14 protein-coding genes are annotated in these 16,301 nt (G+C 65.5%); 7 read left to right on the forward strand and 7 right to left on the reverse strand.

Annotation, left to right across the window (positions count from 1 at the left end; genetic code table 11):
* Positions 1–145: 145 nt before the first annotated feature.
* Entirely contained in the window at positions 146–937 is a 792-nt protein-coding gene (locus V6M52_RS05535; protein WP_332700261.1) for a metallophosphoesterase, read from the reverse strand.
* A gap of 74 nt (positions 938–1,011) precedes the next feature.
* Positions 1,012–1,626 carry a pyridoxamine 5'-phosphate oxidase family protein gene (locus tag V6M52_RS05540; RefSeq protein WP_332700263.1) on the reverse strand — a complete coding sequence of 205 codons (615 nt, stop codon included), beginning with the start codon at positions 1,624–1,626 and terminating at the stop codon, positions 1,012–1,014.
* Between the two features lie 146 nt (positions 1,627–1,772).
* Between V6M52_RS05540 and msrB the strand changes: the two genes are divergently transcribed.
* Complete coding sequence (gene msrB / locus V6M52_RS05545; RefSeq protein ID WP_332700281.1) at positions 1,773–2,177, forward strand: peptide-methionine (R)-S-oxide reductase MsrB; 405 nt, start codon at positions 1,773–1,775, stop codon at positions 2,175–2,177.
* Positions 2,178–2,368: 191 nt separating this feature from the next.
* Here msrB and hrpB read toward each other — a convergent pair whose 3' ends face one another.
* A complete protein-coding gene (hrpB, locus tag V6M52_RS05550; protein WP_332700265.1) occupies positions 2,369–4,825 on the reverse strand; it encodes an ATP-dependent helicase HrpB in 2,457 nt (818 codons plus the stop codon).
* 65 nt (positions 4,826–4,890) lie between these two features.
* Here hrpB and V6M52_RS05555 point away from each other — a divergent pair, with 65 nt between their 5' ends.
* Positions 4,891–5,754, forward strand: coding sequence for an aldose 1-epimerase family protein (locus V6M52_RS05555; RefSeq protein WP_332700267.1), 864 nt, complete (start codon positions 4,891–4,893; stop codon positions 5,752–5,754).
* Between the two features lie 200 nt (positions 5,755–5,954).
* Here V6M52_RS05555 and V6M52_RS05560 read toward each other — a convergent pair whose 3' ends face one another.
* Together V6M52_RS05560 and V6M52_RS05565 are read right to left on the reverse strand one after the other, a co-directional pair.
* Positions 5,955–7,304, reverse strand: a complete 1,350-nt coding sequence (locus tag V6M52_RS05560) for a sigma-54-dependent transcriptional regulator (RefSeq protein ID WP_332700269.1) — start codon at positions 7,302–7,304, stop codon at positions 5,955–5,957.
* Positions 7,305–7,338: 34 nt separating this feature from the next.
* Positions 7,339–9,312 carry a sensor histidine kinase gene (locus tag V6M52_RS05565; RefSeq protein WP_332700271.1) on the reverse strand — a complete coding sequence of 658 codons (1,974 nt, stop codon included), beginning with the start codon at positions 9,310–9,312 and terminating at the stop codon, positions 7,339–7,341.
* A 197-nt stretch (positions 9,313–9,509) separates the two neighbouring features.
* On the opposite strand from V6M52_RS05565, the gene V6M52_RS05570 reads away from it, so the two are divergent.
* From V6M52_RS05570 to V6M52_RS05580, 3 genes are all read left to right on the forward strand, one after another.
* On the forward strand, positions 9,510–10,493 hold the full coding sequence (locus V6M52_RS05570) for a tripartite tricarboxylate transporter substrate-binding protein (protein ID WP_332692861.1): 984 nt from the start codon (positions 9,510–9,512) through the stop codon (positions 10,491–10,493).
* Positions 10,494–10,562: 69 nt separating this feature from the next.
* Entirely contained in the window at positions 10,563–11,024 is a 462-nt protein-coding gene (locus tag V6M52_RS05575) for a tripartite tricarboxylate transporter TctB family protein (RefSeq protein WP_332692852.1), read from the forward strand.
* A 15-nt stretch (positions 11,025–11,039) separates the two neighbouring features.
* Positions 11,040–12,545 (forward strand): tripartite tricarboxylate transporter permease, encoded by a 1,506-nt coding sequence (locus V6M52_RS05580; RefSeq protein ID WP_332700273.1) that lies wholly within the window; start codon positions 11,040–11,042, stop codon positions 12,543–12,545.
* A 159-nt stretch (positions 12,546–12,704) separates the two neighbouring features.
* Here V6M52_RS05580 and V6M52_RS05585 read toward each other — a convergent pair whose 3' ends face one another.
* Positions 12,705–14,216, reverse strand: a complete 1,512-nt coding sequence (locus V6M52_RS05585; protein ID WP_332700275.1) for an ATP-binding protein — start codon at positions 14,214–14,216, stop codon at positions 12,705–12,707.
* A gap of 127 nt (positions 14,217–14,343) precedes the next feature.
* On the reverse strand, positions 14,344–15,168 hold the full coding sequence (locus V6M52_RS05590; protein ID WP_332700277.1) for a helix-turn-helix domain-containing protein: 825 nt from the start codon (positions 15,166–15,168) through the stop codon (positions 14,344–14,346).
* 33 nt (positions 15,169–15,201) lie between these two features.
* On the opposite strand from V6M52_RS05590, the gene V6M52_RS05595 reads away from it, so the two are divergent.
* Both V6M52_RS05595 and clpS read left to right on the forward strand, forming a co-directional pair.
* Positions 15,202–15,645 carry a VOC family protein gene (locus V6M52_RS05595; protein WP_332700279.1) on the forward strand — a complete coding sequence of 148 codons (444 nt, stop codon included), beginning with the start codon at positions 15,202–15,204 and terminating at the stop codon, positions 15,643–15,645.
* A 272-nt stretch (positions 15,646–15,917) separates the two neighbouring features.
* Positions 15,918–16,292, forward strand: coding sequence for an ATP-dependent Clp protease adapter ClpS (gene clpS, locus V6M52_RS05600; protein ID WP_332700285.1), 375 nt, complete (start codon positions 15,918–15,920; stop codon positions 16,290–16,292).
* The last annotated feature ends 9 nt before the right edge of the window (positions 16,293–16,301 follow it).

Consider the following 16,301-nt stretch of genomic DNA (forward strand, 5'->3'; position numbering starts at 1 on the left):
CGATCACCGTTTTCGACTCGGCCTGACGAAAAGGCCCGACTGAGAAGCCGGGCGCTTGCCTGATCGTTTCACCCCCACAAATCGTCACCCTCGGGCTCGACCCGAGGGCTCTTCACTTGCGGCGCACCTTTACAGCCCTGAGGGATCAGTCGACCGCGAGGAAGATTTCTTCGTTGCCGTCGATGAAGTCGTCGAACAGCACCGTGGTGCTGTCCGGGGTGCCGATGACGAAGGCCATCTGGCCGGGGCCGGTCAGGCGGCGCATGGGGATGTGGGGCTGGTCGACGCTCACCGAATAGTGCCCGCCGGCCAGGGTGGTGAAGGGCAGGCCGCGCCAGGTGGCGGTGGAGGTGAGGTGCACGTGGCCGGCGATCACCTGGCGGATGTCGGGATGGGTCTTGAGGGCGTCGATGAAGGCGTCGGGCTCCAGCATGCGGATATTGTCCGCTTCGATATGCAGAGCGTTGGCGTTGTGGTGGAGAATCACGATCACCGGCCGATCCATGGCTTCGGCCAATCGCGCCTGCAGCCAGTTAATCTGACCAGAATCGAGCACGCCATCGACACGGCCCGGCTCGGAGGAATCGAGCAGGATGATGCGGTAGCCCTTCGCATCGATGACCTTGTCGACCTTGCCGGTTTCGGCAAGGAAGTCCTCGCCGAAAACGGACAGGAAGGTCGGGCGGTCGTCGTGGTTGCCCAAGGTGATGTGCACCGGGATCGGGATGCGGTCGATGATGGTCTTGAGGTGCTCATAGGCGGCAGGTTGGCCCAGATCGGTCAGATCCCCGGCGAGCACGCAGAAATCGGCCTCATGGTAGCGCGCGATCACCGCATCTACCGCCTGCTCCAGCCGGTCGCCGGTATCGAGCGTCATGGACAGCTCGCCTTCCGGCATCACATGCAGGTCGCTCATCACCACGAATTTCAGTGTCATTTTCGTCCCTCAAGCCGGCATGGTGTCTAGTGGAGCGAAATGACCATGTGGTGACAATCCGGCAGGGCCGGATTTCACCACATGGTTTGTTTGGCCCGCTCCGGCCAGGCCTTGTCATAAGCGTCGCCGCCGACCTGGTTTTCAGTCATCGAGGCGAGGATTTCGCCGGGGGTGGGCAGAGAGCGGACATCGATATGGCGCGCGGGATTCCAGAGTTCGGAGCGAACGATGGCGCGGGCGCACTGAAAATAGAGTTCATCGATCTGCATCACGATGACCGAGCGGGGCGCCTTGCCTTCGACTTCGAAACTGGCCAGCAGATCGGGATCGATGCTGAGATGGGCACGGCCATTGGCGCGGAAAGTGGTGCCGCTGCCCGGCAGCAGGAACAGGAAAGCACAGCGCGGGTCGCGTACGATGTTGCGCAGCGAATCGATGCGGTTATTGCCGCGCCGGTCGGGCATCATCAGCGTCTCGTCATCATGGATGCGGACAAAGCCGGGCTGATCGCCGCGGGGCGAGCAATCGATGCCCTCGGGGCCCACCGTGGCGAGTGCGGCGAAGGGGCTGGCTTCAATCAGGCGCCGATATTGCGGTGTCATGCGGTGGGCCACCTTGACGGTGGAGGCGGCCGCGGGAGCGGGCGCATAGAGCCCTTCAAGCTGCTCGAGGGAGGTGACGATGGTCATCAGGAAGCCTTGGGGCCTTTAGGCCGATGTGATGCAGGGGGCATATGGGCTGGGTGTAACTGATCCTATATGTTGCGCGAATGACAGTGCGACGAGACTTTAGTTTGTGGCGTTTCCTCTTCGGAAGCGCCCGTAAGGAGCAAATGATGGACACCCATGCCTTCAAGGTGACCCGCACCGACGCGGAATGGCGCGCCAAGCTGACGCCGGAACAGTATCAGGTGATGCGCAACCACGGCACGGAGCGGCCGGGGAGCTGTGCGCTGCTGCATGAAGAGCGGCAGGGCACGTTTGCCTGTGCGGGCTGCGATACGCCGCTGTTTGCCTCGACGCTGAAATTCGAGAGCGGTACCGGCTGGCCCAGCTTCAACGATCCGTTGCCCGGCTCGGTGGAGACGACGACCGACAAGAGCTTCGGCATGGTGCGCACCGAGGTGCATTGCGCCACCTGCGGCAGCCATCTGGGCCATGTCTTCCCGGACGGCCCGCCGCCAACCGGATTGCGCTATTGCATCAATGGCGTGGCGCTGAACTTCAGTCCCGCTGCATAGAATCTGCGGTCTTGACGATGACACCCTCGAGCGGAAAGCTTGGGGGTGTTTTGTTTTGGGTGGCGGATGCAGGGGGTGGCCTTCTCCCCTTGAGGGAGAAGGTGCCCGAAGGGCGGATGAGGGGTGCTGCGCCTTCCGCTGGACGCGGAAGAACCGCCCTCTCCCTCAAGGGGAGAGGGGAAGAACTCCACTCACGTCCCTCGCGGTTTGGCGCGGGCGGTGGGATTGGCCTTGGCGGGCTCATCGGGCCAGGGGTGGCGCGGGTAGCGGCCCTTGAGGTCCTTGGCGACATCGGCCCAGGAGCCGCTCCAGAAGCCGGGCAGGTCGCGGGTGGTCTGGATCGGGCGGTGGGCCGGAGACAGCAGCACCAGCAGCAAGCGGATGCGGCCCTGGGCAATGGTGGGGTGGCGCGTCAGCCCGAACAATTCCTGCACCCGGATCTCGATGGCCGGGCCGCCTTCGGCCGAATAGTCGATGGGCACCGCATTGCCGGTCGGTGCGGTGAAATGGCTGGGCAGCAGCGTCTCGATGTCCTGGCGGCGCGCATAGGGCAGCAGCAGATCGAGTGCAGTGCGCAGCTGCTCGCCGGTGATCTCGGAGAGTTTTGTCAGGCCGAACAGCGCGGGCGCCAGCCATTCGGCAACGCTGGAGGCGAGGGCTTCGGCGCTGAGATCGGGCCATTCATCGCCCAGGGTGCTGCGCAGGAAATTGGCGCGGGCGCGCCAGGCCTTCTGGTCGCGGCTCCAGGGCAGGGAATCGAGGCCTCGGCGGGCGGCGGCTTCGGCCAGGAGCCGTGCTGCGGCTTCCGGGTCTTCGACGGCCACCGGTTCATCGGCAAGGCGGAGGGAGCCCAGACGGCGGATGCGGCGGGCGCGGACGCTGGCTGAGGGCTCGTCGAAGGCGAGGACGGCTTCGTTGACGATCTGGTTGGCAAAGAGCGCTTCGAGATCGGCGCGGTCGAGCGCGACGGCGGCGCGAATGCGGCTGGTGGCAGCGGCGCCGGTGATGTCGGTGACCACGAGGAAGGGGGATGCGGCGAGCGCGTCGGTTTGCTCAAGACTGGCCTGGCGGCCATTGGCGAGGCGGAACTTGCCGCGCGGGCCGGCAGCCTGGGCGACGCGGTCGGGATAGGCGCGGGCGAGGTGGTGGCCGGCGGGCAGGTTGCCGCCCTTGCCGCCGCCGGCCAGATTGGCCCAACGGCTGGCCAGGGATCGCGCATCGTCAGCGCGTTTGGAGCGGTCGGTGCGAAAGCGGTCGACCCGGTGGGCGAGGTCGATGCCGTCACCGCCCAAGCCGCGTTCGGCGATGAGGACGGCGAGTTCGGCGGCGGTCTGGGCGTCGTCTTCCTCGGCCGCGGCGACGACCATGTGGGCGAGGCGGGGATGCAGTGGCAGGCGGGAGAGGGCCTTGCCATCGGCGGTGAGGCGGCCGGTCGCGTCGAGTGCTTCGAGAGACTTGAGCAGGGTCACGGCCTCGGACCAGGCCGGGACCGGAGGCGGATCGAGGAAGGGCAGGGCGGCGGGATCGGAGACGCCCCAGGCGGCCAGGTCGAGGGCGAAGCCGGCAAGGTCGGCGGCAAGAATTTCGGGGGTGTCGAAGGGCTCAAGCGCAGCGGTCTGGCCAGTGTTCCACAGGCGAATGGCGACACCCGGACTGGTACGACCAGCGCGGCCGCGGCGCTGATCGGCGCCGGCGCGGGAGACGCGGCGGGTCTCGAGCGTGGTGAGGCCGGTGCCGGGTTCATAGATCGGGACGCGGCGGAAGCCGCTATCGATGACGATGCGGACGCCATCGATGGTCAGCGAGGTTTCGGCGATGGAGGTGGCCAGCACGATCTTGCGGCGGCCGGGCTCGGCGGGGCGGATGGCGCGGTCCTGCTCGGCGGGGGTGAGCTGGCCATAAAGGGGCGCGATGTCGGTATCGGCGGGCACGCGGCCAGCCAGGCGTTCGGCCACGCGGGTGATCTCGCCCTGGCCGGGCAGGAAGACCAGGGCCGAGCCTTCATGCTCGCGCAGGGCGGCAAGGACCGCGTTGGTGACCTGGTCTTCGATGCGCTGCAGCGGGTCGGGCTCGCGATGGATGGTTTCCACCGGGAAGGCGCGGCCGAGGCTTTCGATGACCGGGGCATCATTGAGCAGGCGGGCGACGCGGGCGCCGTCGATTGTGGCGGACATGACGAGGACGCGGAGGTCCGGCCGCAGGGCGGCGGCGTCGAGGGTGAGGGCCAGGCCCAGATCACCGTCGAGGCTGCGTTCGTGGAATTCGTCGAACAGGACCGCGGCGGTGCCACTCAGCTCGGGATCGTCGAGCAGCATGCGCGTGAAGACGCCTTCGGTAACGATCTCGATACGGGTTTTGGCGGAGATCTTGCTGTCCATGCGGACGCGGTAGCCCACGGTCTGGCCGACCTCTTCGCCCAGCAGGCGCGCCATCTGCGCGGCGGCGGCGCGGGCGGCGAGACGGCGCGGCTCGAGCACGATGATGCGGCTATCCCCGCGCCAAGGGGCATCGAGGAGGGCGAGGGGCACGCGGGTGGTCTTGCCGGCGCCTGGTGGAGCGACGAGCACGGCATAGGAGCCGGCGGCCAGCGCGGTGTGCAGCGCCGGCAGGGCGTCGTCGATTGGGAGGGGTGGCAGGGATGCGGGCATTGCCGGTTCATGGCGGATCAGCGAGGGTAGGGCAATAGTATAGTCACCGTCGGAGACCCGAGCACATGCGACTGACCCGTATCGGCAATGAGCACGTCACGGTGGAAGTCTCTCCGCTGGGTTCGGAGATGCAGTCGATCGTGACCAGCGACGGGCAGAGCTGGCTGTGGGATGGCGATGCGGCATTCTGGGGCGGGCGGTCGCCGGTGCTGTTTCCGATGGTGGGTCGGGCGCCCAATGATCATGTGAGCATTGACGGGCAGCGCTACCCGATGGGGCAGCATGGCTTTGCACGGCGCAGCGAATTCGAGCTGGCCGACAGCGGCACGGATTTCTGCCGGTTCGAGCTGCGCTCGGGGCAGGCGAGCCACTCGATCTATCCCTTCGCCTTCCTGCTGGCGCTGGAACATCGCGTGGTGGGGCGGGCGGTGACGGTGACGGCCGAGGTGACCAATCTGGATCATCGGCCGATGCCGTTCGGTATCGGCTTTCACCCGGCCTTCGTGTGGCCGCTGCCGGGGTGCGAGGGGCTGGAGCACAAGGTGGTGCTGGAGAATGGCGGGGAGCCGGCGCTGATGCGGCTATCGGGCGGGCTGGTGAGGCTGGATAAATTGCCATCGCCGTTCAGGGATGGAGAACTGGTGCTCGATCCTGACCTGTTCGCGACCGATGCCATGCTGTTTCCCGAGGGCGCGGGAGCGGGCCTGCGCTATGGGGCGGGCGACAAGGCGATCCGGTTCACCTGGGAAAATTTGCCGAATTTCGCGCTGTGGTCGAAGCCGGGGGCGCCGTTTGTGTGCCTCGAGCCGTGGCACGGCACGGCTGCGGAGGTGGGTGGTAGCGATGCACTGGCCGAGCGGCCGTATGGCGAGGTGCTGGGGCCGGGGGCGACGGGGCGGTATGGGCTCAGGGTGGAGCTGGTGGGGTAGGTCTGCTTCTTGCCACGACCTCGTGGTTCGACAGGCTCACCATGAGGTCCTCTGGAGACGCTGAACATGTGACGTCCACCGAGCGGCACCTCCCCCTCGACGGGGGAGGTTGGGAGGGGGTGTTGAGAGCCACGATATCAGGGCCAACCGCCCCCCACCCTTGATCCCTCCCCGCAAGGGGGAGGGTGTCGACTGCACATTCAGCGCCTCACCCCCAAGCGGGCCATTTTCTCGCTCAGCGTCCGCCGTGGCACCTGCAGCGCATCCACTACGGCGGCGATGCTGTCGCCATGGCGCGCCAACTCCGCTTCAATCACATGGCGTTCATAGGCGGCGACGCGGTCGGCGAGGCTGGCGGAGGACCTGATCGGCTTGGCCTTGGGGCCCAGGATGGCGTCAAGCGAGCGCCCGGTGGCGTCGAGGCCGAGGGCGAAGCGGTCGGCGGCGGCCTTGAGTTCGCGCACATTGCCCGGCCAGGTGTGGACCAGCAGGGCGTTGATGTCGGCGGGATGAAGCGGCGGGGCCGGCTTGTTGAAGCGCTGGGCGGCGAGCCCGAGGAAGTGGTGGAAGAGCAGCACGCTGTCTTCGCCGCGATCGCGCAGCGGGGCGAGCTGGATGGTCGCCATGTTGAGGCGATAGTAGAGGTCGGCACGGAAGCGGCCGGACTCGCTTTCGGCAGCCAGATCGACCTTGGAGGCGGCGACGATGCGGACGTCGAGCGGGATCTGGCGGTTGGAGCCGACGCGTTCGACCATGCGCTCCTGGATGACGCGCAGGACCTTGGCCTGGGCCAGCATGGGCATGGATTCGATCTCGTCGAGCAGCAGCGTGCCGCCATTGGCGAATTCGAACTTGCCGATGCGCTTGTCGCGGGCGCTGGTAAAAGCCCCGGCCTCGTGGCCGAAAAGCTCGGATTCGATCAGCTCGGCGGGTATGGCGGCGCAGTTGACGGCGACAAAGGGGCCGCCGGCGCGGGGCGAGAAATCATGCAGGCAGCGGGCGACAACTTCCTTGCCGGTACCGGTTTCGCCCAGGATGATGACATCGGTGGGGATAGAAGCCAGTTCGCGGATGGCGTGGCGAACGTCTTCCATGACCCGGGATGACCCGATTAGCCGCGTCGCCAGCTCGGTCTCGCCGCCATCGAGCTTGCGGCGAAGCTCGGCGACTTCGCGCTTGAGCCCAGTCTGTTCGGCGGCGCGGCGCAGGGTTTTCACCAACTGGTCGGGCACGTAGGGTTTTTGCAGGAAATCGAAAGCGCCCGCGCGCATGGCCTCGACCGCCATGGGCACATCGCCATGGCCGGTGATGAGGATGACTTCGGCGGCCAGCGCGCGTTCGCGGACGGTGCGCAGCAGGTCGAGGCCGGACAGGCCGGGCATGCGGACATCGGTGAGGATGACAGCCGGATGGATGTCGTCGAGGAGGCGCAGGGCTTCGGTGGCGCTGCTGGCGACATGCGTCGCAAAGCCGGAGAGGCGCAGCCACTGTTCGAGCGCGGTGCGCACCATTTCTTCGTCGTCGACGATGAGTACGGCGGGGTTGGTCATTTGGCCAGTCCGTTTGAGAAAGTTCTGTGGTTCACTACTGAAGCGTCTTGCGCCCCCTCCCCCTTGAGGGGAGGGCCGGGGAGGGGGTGGCTCGGTGGATCACTGATGGACCCCCACCCTCATTCCTTCCCCTCAAGGGGGAGGGCGGCGAAGGAGCCGATGCTTCTCCGTGATCCGAGAAAGCCAACAGCAGCCTTACGGTGAAGGTGCTGCCCTTGCCGGGAATGCTGGCGACGGTGATGGCGCCGCCGATGTCGCGCACCAGGCCATAGGAGATGGAGAGGCCAAGGCCCAGACCGCGCCCGGCCTCCTTGGTGGAATAAAAAGGATCGAACAGGTTGGCGAGTTCCCCCTCGGGAATGCCTGAGCCGGTATCGGACACGGCGATCTCGACGCTACGGGCATGGGGGCGGATGCCGATGGAAAGGACGCGGACAGAGGTGTGCTCCATGGCGTCGGCCGCATTGGCGATGAGGTTGATGAAGACCTGTTCGAGGTGGACTGGATTGCCGGTGACGAGGAGATGGCCGCGGTGGCGGGTGTATTCGACGTCAATGCCGAAGGCGCGCAGCTTGTGATCGACCAGGTCGAGGGCATTGCCGAGAACTGCGCCCAGGTCGGCCTGCATCTCGATGCGGGTCTCCTTGCGGGCGAAGGTCTTGAGGTGGCCAGTCAGGGCCGCGAGGCGGTCAACCACCCGGTCCATGGTGGAGAGTATCGATCCGATATCGGCATCCTGCTTCTGGGCAGCGACGAGGCGGGCACTGGCGATGTGGGTGGTGAGCGCGGCGACAGGCTGGCTTACCTCGTGGGCGACGCCGGCCAGGGCCTGGCCAAGACTGGCCATCTTGGCGGCCTGCACCAGCCCGGCCTGGGCTTCGCGCTCGGCTTTCTCGGCGCGAATGCGATCTGCAATCTCCTCGCGCAGCGCCGCGTTGGCGATGTGCAGGTCTTCGGTGCGCTCGGCAACGCGCTGTTCCAGCCGCTCATGATCGGCCAGGCGCTGGGCAATGATGCGGCGGCGCTGCACCAGCAGCACGACAATAAGCAACAGCGCAGCAGCGCCAAGGCCGGCGGCGGCGGCCATGGTCCAGGCGCCGCCATAGAGCGGGGCGAGGGGCGTGAAAGCGAGCAGCCGCCAGCCATGCTTGGGCAGGCGCAATTCCTGCAGGACGAAGTAGCCCGATGTTTCCGGGTCCTTGCCGGCGAGCAGGGCGAATTCGGCCCCGCGCGAGAACCAGCGGTCGGTAATGATGCCGGCATTGTCGACACCGTTTTCCCCGTAGCGCTGCTGGCTCGAAATGCCTCCTATCCGGGAGCGGGGAATGGTCTGGAGCGGCCGGTAGCGCCAGTCGGGGCGGGTGGAGAGGATCACCACGTCATTGAGGTCGACAATGCCGATGAGTTCGCCCGATCGCCACCAGGCGGCTTCGATCTCCCCCAGATTGATCTTGGTGACAGCCACGCCCAAGGGGCCATCGGGGCTGTCGACGCGCTGGGAGAGGAAGTAGCCAGGCACATTGGTGGAAATGCCAAAGGCATAATATTCGGCACTACCGAGCCGCAGGGCTTCGGCGAAATAGGGGCGGAAGGAATAATTGGTGCCGACCAGGCTGGTCAGGGTCCACCAATTGCTGGCAGCGACCACCGCACCATTGTTCTCCATGAGGAATATCTCGCCAGCGCCGGCGGTCTCGTTGAGCTTGGAAAGAAAGCCATTGGCCGCCTCGACGGCGGCCGCATCGTCGGGATTGGCAAGAGCCGCGCGGGTCTCTGGGGCCTGAGAGATAGCCACGGGAAGGTAATGGAAGCGCTCGATGATGGCTTCAAGCGTGCGCTCGAACAAAGCGAGGCGGCGCTGCGCCTGCACGCGGGAATCGTGGATGGTGGCGTTGAGGGTCGTCTCGAACGCCGCCCAGGCGATCAGCGTGACCGCCAGCAGGCCTATGGCGCCGAAGATCAGGTGGCGGCGACCGAACCAGTTCCGCAATGTGGCTCGTAGGGTCACTGGCGTGCTTCCGCTCGGCTATCGGCAAGAATTTGCCGACAATTTGGCCGAGACTGAGCAAGTTCTTGCCGGTTTGGTTGGCGTGTTCAAGGAAAAAAGCATATCAGGGTTGCATTCTGCGCGTGGCACGCTGCTTGCATTGTCAAACCTGACCCCCGGGGAGAACGCCGGGATCAAAGCTAAATGGGAGGACAACTATGAAGACCATCGTCAAGATACTCGCCGCGAGCCTGGTTGCAGGTTCGGCGCTCAGCGCCGCTACAGTCATGGCGCAGGACTATCCGAACCAGCCGGTGACCATCGTTGTGCCGTTCTCGGCCGGCGGCCCCACCGATACGGTAACGCGGCTGGTTGCCGCCGCGATGAGCGAAGACCTTGGCCAGCAGGTCGTGGTGCAGAATGTCGGTGGCGCCGGCGGTACGCTGGGCGCCGGCCAGGTGGCGGCCGCCAATGCTGACGGCTATACGCTGCTGCTGCATCATATCGGCATGTCGACCGCTCCGGCGCTCTATGCCAGCCTGCCTTATGACCCGATAGCCGACTTCGCGCCGATTGGCCTCGTCACCGAAGTTCCGATGACCATCGTGGCGCGCAAGGATTTCGAGCCGGCCTCGCTCGAGGACCTCATCGCTCACGTCAAGGCGAATGGCGAAGACGTCACCTATGCCAATGCCGGCATCGGCGCGGCCAGCCAGCTTTGCGGCCTGCTGTTCATGGATGCACTCGACACCAAGATGACCGAAGTGCCCTATCAGGGTACCGGCCCGGCCATGACGGACCTGCTGGGCGGCCAGATCGACATGATGTGCGACCAGACCACCAACACAACCAGCCAGATCCTGGCCGGCGAGATCAAGGCCTATGCGGTGACGACGCCCGAGCGCATCGCCGTGCTGCCCGACGTGCCCACCATGGCCGAGGGTGGCGTGGAGAATTTCGAGCTGGCCATCTGGCATGGGCTCTATGCACCTGCCGGGACTGATCAGGCCATCATCGACCGCCTGTCCGCCTCGCTGCAAAAGGCTTTGACCAGCGAAACCGTGGGCAACAGCTTTGCCGAGCTGGGCACCTATCCGGTACCAGCCAGCCAGGCTACCCCAATGGCATTGGCGCAGAAGCTTGAAGGCCAGACGGCCCTCTGGGCCGAGGTGATTTCCGCCGCAGGCGTTGCGGCGCAGTAAGCCGCAAGCCGGTAACAGTCAGGGATCCCCGGCCCAGCGGGCCGGGGGTTTCCCATAGGGAGAGGGAAAATGGCACTCAATGCATCGCGAAACAACCTTGCCTCGGGGGCACTATTCGTGGCCCTGGGCGGCTATTTTGCGCTCGAAGCCATGAAATATGACTTCGGCACGCCGTTCCGCATGGGGCCCGGCTTCATGCCCGTCGTGCTTGGCGGCGTGCTGGTGGCGCTGGGCGTGGCGGTGGCGGCCACGGGCATCGGCAAGCCTGACGCGGAGGCGCCGCCCCCCTGGCCCTGGCGCGGCATTGTTCTGGTGCTGGGCACGATCCTGTTTTTTGCCGCCACGATACGCGGGCTCGGCTTCATACCGGTGGTGCTGATTTCGGCCTTTGCGACGGCCCTTTCGAGCCGCCTCAACTCCCCGCTCGCCGCGCTGGTCGTCAGTGTGGGGCTATGCGTGATGTGCCTGCTGATATTCAAGGTCGGGCTGGGGCTGCAATTGCCCTGGTTTGGCCCGTGGTTGCGATTCTAGGCCGGGAGAAACCAGATGGACCTGATATCCTCGCTTGCTCTGGGCTTTTCGGTTGCGCTCGATCCGATCAATATTCTCTACTGCTTCATCGGCGTGCTGCTGGGCACGCTGGTCGGCGTGCTGCCGGGCATCGGCCCGACCGCGACCATCGCCATGCTCCTGCCCATCACCTTCACGCTGGGGCCCGAGACGTCGCTGATCATGCTGGCGGGCATCTATTATGGTGCCCAGTATGGCGGCTCGACCACAGCGATCCTGATCAACCTGCCGGGAGAAAGCTCATCGGCGGTGACGGCGATCGACGGCTACCAGATGGCGCGGAAGGGCCGCGCTGGAGCGGCGCTTGCCACGGCGGCCATCGGCTCATTCTTCGCTGGAACGGTAGCGACGCTGCTGCTGGCCTTCTTCGCGCCGCCGCTGGCCCGAGCGGCCCTCAATTTCGGGGCACCGGAATATTTCTCGCTGATCGTGTTGGGCCTGCTGGTTTCGATCGCCCTGGCGCATGGCTCGATCCTCAAGGCCCTGGCCATGATCGTGCTCGGGCTGCTGCTGGGCATGGTGGGCCAGGATATTTATACTGGTACGCCGCGCTTTACCTTCGGGGTGAGGGAGCTGTTTGGGGGCCTCAACTTCGTGGCCGTGGCAGTGGGCGTGTTCGGCATTGCTGAAATCCTGCGCAATCTCGAAAACGAGACGGAGCGCGAGGTCGGGGTCAAGGCCGTGACCAATCTCTGGTTGACCAAGGAGGACATCAAGCGGATCATCGGTCCGGTACTGCGCGGCACGGCGCTGGGCTCGGTGCTGGGCGTATTGCCGGGCGGGGGGCATATCCTGTCGTCCTTTGCCTCCTACTCGGCCGAAAAGCGCCTGTCCAAAACGCCGGAGGAATTCGGCAAGGGCGCCATCGAGGGCGTCGCGGGGCCTGAATCGGCCAACAATGCGGCGGCACAGACCAGCTTCATCCCACTGATGACGCTGGGTATTCCGGCCCACCCGGTGATGGCGCTGATGATCGGCGCCTTCATCCTGCAGGGCATCACACCCGGCCCCAATGTCATCAACGAAGAGCCGGCGCTGTTCTGGGGCATCATCGCCTCGATGTGGATCGGCAATCTGTTGCTGGTCATCCTCAACCTGCCGCTCATCGGGCTGTGGGTGAAGATGCTGACCATTCCCTATAGGGTGCTGTTCCCGGCCATTGTGCTGTTCGCCTGCATTGGCACGTTCTCGATCAACCAGAATATCTACGACATCTATGCGATCGCCTTCTTCGGCATCGTCGGATACCTGCTGATCCGGTTCGGCTGCGAGCCGGCGCCGCTGCTGCTCGGCTTCGTGCTCGGGCCGCTGCTGGAGGAACATCTGCGACGCGCGATGATCATTTCGCGCGGCGATCCGATGATCTTTGTCGAGCGGCCGATCTCGGCGACGCTGCTGGGCCTGGCGCTGCTGGCCGTGGTGGTGGCCGTGCTGCCGGGGATAAGGAAGAAGCGGAAAGAGGTGTTTGTCGAGGACGATTGAGCGTTCCTCGATCACGCGACGGCCACTGAGCGGCACCTCCCCCTTGACGGGGGAGGCTGGGAGGGGGTGGTGGTTGACCCACATATCCGGGCTAAACACCCCTTGATCCCTCCCCGCAAGGGGGAGGGTGTCGACTGAATATTCAGCTCAAATGAGCGATCACTCAGCCGCGCCGCGCTCATCCACCATGGCGTCTGGCCCGTTGGGATCGCCCGGGGCGGTTTCGGCGCCGAGGTCGGGGAAGGCGACAACGCGGTTGTTGCGGAAGTCGAGGCGGACCACCAGGAGACCGCGTTCCTCGAACCAGGTCAGCAGGCGCCGGGCGCGGCTGGCCGAATGGGTGCCGTAGAGGCGCGCCAGGGTGGCGTCGGAGGGGCAGGGGGCGTTGGTAACGGCGGCTTGCGCCAGGACGAGGAAGACGCCCTGGACGTCGTCGGTCAGCGCCGCGGACATGGTGAGGGCCTGCTGCCAGGCATCGCTGCTGGCGGTCTCGACATCGGGGGCCACGCGGGCGACGGCGAGCTTGCGCTTGAAGGCCGGCAATGCGGGCGGCTCGCCGGGGACGCGGCGGATGCGGCAGCGGACGAGGAAATCCTGATAGAGCACGGCGACGGTGCGGAAGCTGGCATCGGGATCGCCCAGGAGCTCAGCCATAATGGCGTCGATCTGCTTGTCGCGCTCAGCTTCGTCGATCTCGGGGAAGAGGCTCTGCGGGGCTTCCTCGGCCGGTGGCCGGTGGCGCGAGAGCTGGGCCAGCAATTCATTGGTCGAGGGTGGCGGTGGCGGCGCGGGACGGCGGGTGACGGGTCGCGCCAGCTCTTCGGGGGAGGCGGTGAAGATGAGGTCGGCGGCGTCGAGCGGCGCCTCGGGCAATGGGGTCAGCTTGGGGCTGGAGGAGCGGGCCGAGGTCTCGACTGTGCCGATGGTCACCGGCATGGGCCGGCGGGAAATGGCGGGGCCGAGAGCGACGAAATGGCCGCGGGCCAGGTCGCGGAACTGCTCGGCCTGGCGCTTTTCCATGCCCAGCAGATCGGCGGCGCGGGCCATGTCGATATCGAGAAAAGTGCGCCCCATCAGGAAGTTACTGGCTTCGGCGGCGACATTCTTGGCGAGCTTGGCCAGGCGCTGGGTGGCGATGACGCCGGCCAGGCCACGCTTGCGGCCGCGGCACATCAGGTTGGTCATGGCGCCGAGCGACAGCTTGCGCGCCTCGTCGGACACTTCGCCGGCCACGGCGGGGGCGAAGAGCTGGGCTTCGTCGACGACGACGAGGACGGGGTACCAATAGTCGCGATCGGCATCGAACATGCCGCCGAGGAAGGCGGCGGCGGCGCGCATCTGTTGCTCGACGTCGAGGCCTTCGAGGTTGAGCACGACGGAGACACGGTGCTGACGCACACGGGCGGCGATGCGCGTCAGCTCGGCTTCGGTGCGGGTGGCGTCGACGACGAGATGGCCATAACGCTCTGACAGCGTTGTAAAATCGCCTTCCGGGTCGATGATGCACTGCTGCACCCAGGGGGCCGATTGTTCAAGCAAGCGGCGCAGCAGATGGGATTTCCCCGAGCCGGAATTGCCCTGGACGAGCAGGCGCGTGGCAAGGAGCTCTTCGAGATCGAGCGTCGCGGGCGCGGCGCCCGTGGTGGCGCCCATGTCGATTGCTACCTTCATCGGGTCTCCGGATCGGCGGGTCACATCCCATTCGATCGGGAGGCACGCACGCAAACTGTCAGCAGACTGTTAGCACATGCGGGCAGCGATTCGGTGCGGGTGCGGCACCGGACTCCACAGGCGGCCGTCAGCCGGTGAATCCCTTCTTGTATTGCACGGGGGTGGCGCCAACCACGCTTTTGAAATCGGTGATGAAATGCTGCTGGCTGGAATAGCCCAGGTCGTAGGCGATGCCGACCCAATCGGGCTCGGCGCTGTCGCGGATCTGGCGGGCAGCGGCCAGCAGGCGGTGGCGCTGGATCAGCCATTTGAGGCCGATGCCGAGATAATCGCGAAAGGTCTGCTGCAGCCAGCGGTCGCTCTTGCCATAGGCCTGGGCGACGGCGGCAACGGTATGCAGGCCTTCGTCGGTCTCGACGGCGGCGATGATCTCGTTGACGAGCAGGATAGTCCCGTCGGGAGGGGGCGGGGATAAATGGGCGATCATGGCGGCGATGGCGGCATCGTCATCCTGGGCCAGGATGGCCCTGATGCCAGCGGCGTCGGCCCAGGGGAAGACCTGGGGGAGGGAGATTACCTTGTCCTGCAGGTCGGCCATTTCACCCGACCAGAAGGCGTGGAAGGCGCCGGGGCGGAAGCGGATGCCGAGGATGCGGCCCGAGCCGGCGGCCGAATAGGTGCGCTTGCCGCGGAACGTGCCCTGGATGCCGGATTCCTGGGCGGAGAGGAACACATCGACATAGGGGCGGTGCATGACTTCGGGGGAGTCGTAATGGCCCAGGGCCCCGTCCCAGCGGATGATCCAGAAATGCTCGATGAAGGGAGCCAGATTGGCGGGCGGCGCAACGGTGCGGAACTGCACGTGACGGTCGAAACCGGCCGGATCGAGGCGCCCGCGAGGATCGTAATTCTCTGCGGGTTTTTGAAATACGGGCTTGGAAAGGTCGGGCATGGTGGGTGCATCAACAGAGAAAGGAACTACCAAATGACCAACAACAAGCACTTCCTGCGCGGCATGGCCACGGTGAACTTCTTTGCCGACGACATGATCGCGGCCCGCGACTGGTATGCAGAACTGTTCGGCGTCGAGGCGTATTTTCAGATGCCGAGCAAGGAAACGCCGGCCTATATCGAATTCCGCATCGGCGATGACGAGGACGAGTTCGGCATCATCGAGCGGCGCTATGCCCCCGCGGGTATGCAGGCCGGCCCGGGCGGGGCGATCCTGCTGTGGCATGTCGATGATATCGAAGCAGCCTTCGCCCGGCTCAAGGAGATGGGGGCCAAGGAATATGACCCGATCACCAAGCGCGGCGAGACGGGGTTCGTCACGGCCTCGGTGGTGGACCCGTTCGGGAACGTGCTGGGGGTGATGTATAATCCGCACCATGTGGCGATGCGCGAAGCGCGAGCGGCGGCTGCCGCCTAGGGGCGGCCATCGCCGCGGGGGGCACCCATTTTAAAATCGGGGCATGCAGCCGGAGCGGCGCCTTGGCGTGCCTACATGGCGCCGCGCGGCGTGAAAGCCGCCAAATCCGGGGCTTTTGGCTCTTCACGAATTCGGGACATGTTGCCCCTTAACACGGCGCGGTTTTTGCCTACATAATGCTCCTCACCATGCTGCTTCGTTTCCTCTACGACAGATGTCTAGCCATGAATTTCAATGACCTCCTCGCTATCGACGACGAGGCCCCAGCCGCGATGCGTCTGGCGCCTGTGCCTGCTTATGCCGGGCCGAAGGAGGATGATCCCGGCAAGGGAGGTGGAGACGGCAAAGGCGGCACCGAGACCGGGACCATCACCAAGACCCGGCCCAAAACCAGGCGTCCGAATCTCTATCGGGTGCTTCTGCTCAACGACGACTACACGCCGATGGAGTTCGTCGTTCTGGTCTTGCAGGACGTCTTCAACAAATCGCGTGAAGAAGCCATGCAGATCATGCTGCACGTTCACCAAAAGGGAGTGGGTGAGTGCGGCGTATATCCATACGAAGTGGCCGAGACCAAGGTCACACGGGTCATGGATACGGCACGCAAGAACCAGCATCCGCTGCAATGCGTGATGGAAAAGCAATAGGAACATCAT

It is taken from the genome of Devosia sp., assembly GCF_036676215.1.
Lineage (GTDB): Bacteria > Pseudomonadota > Alphaproteobacteria > Rhizobiales > Devosiaceae > Devosia.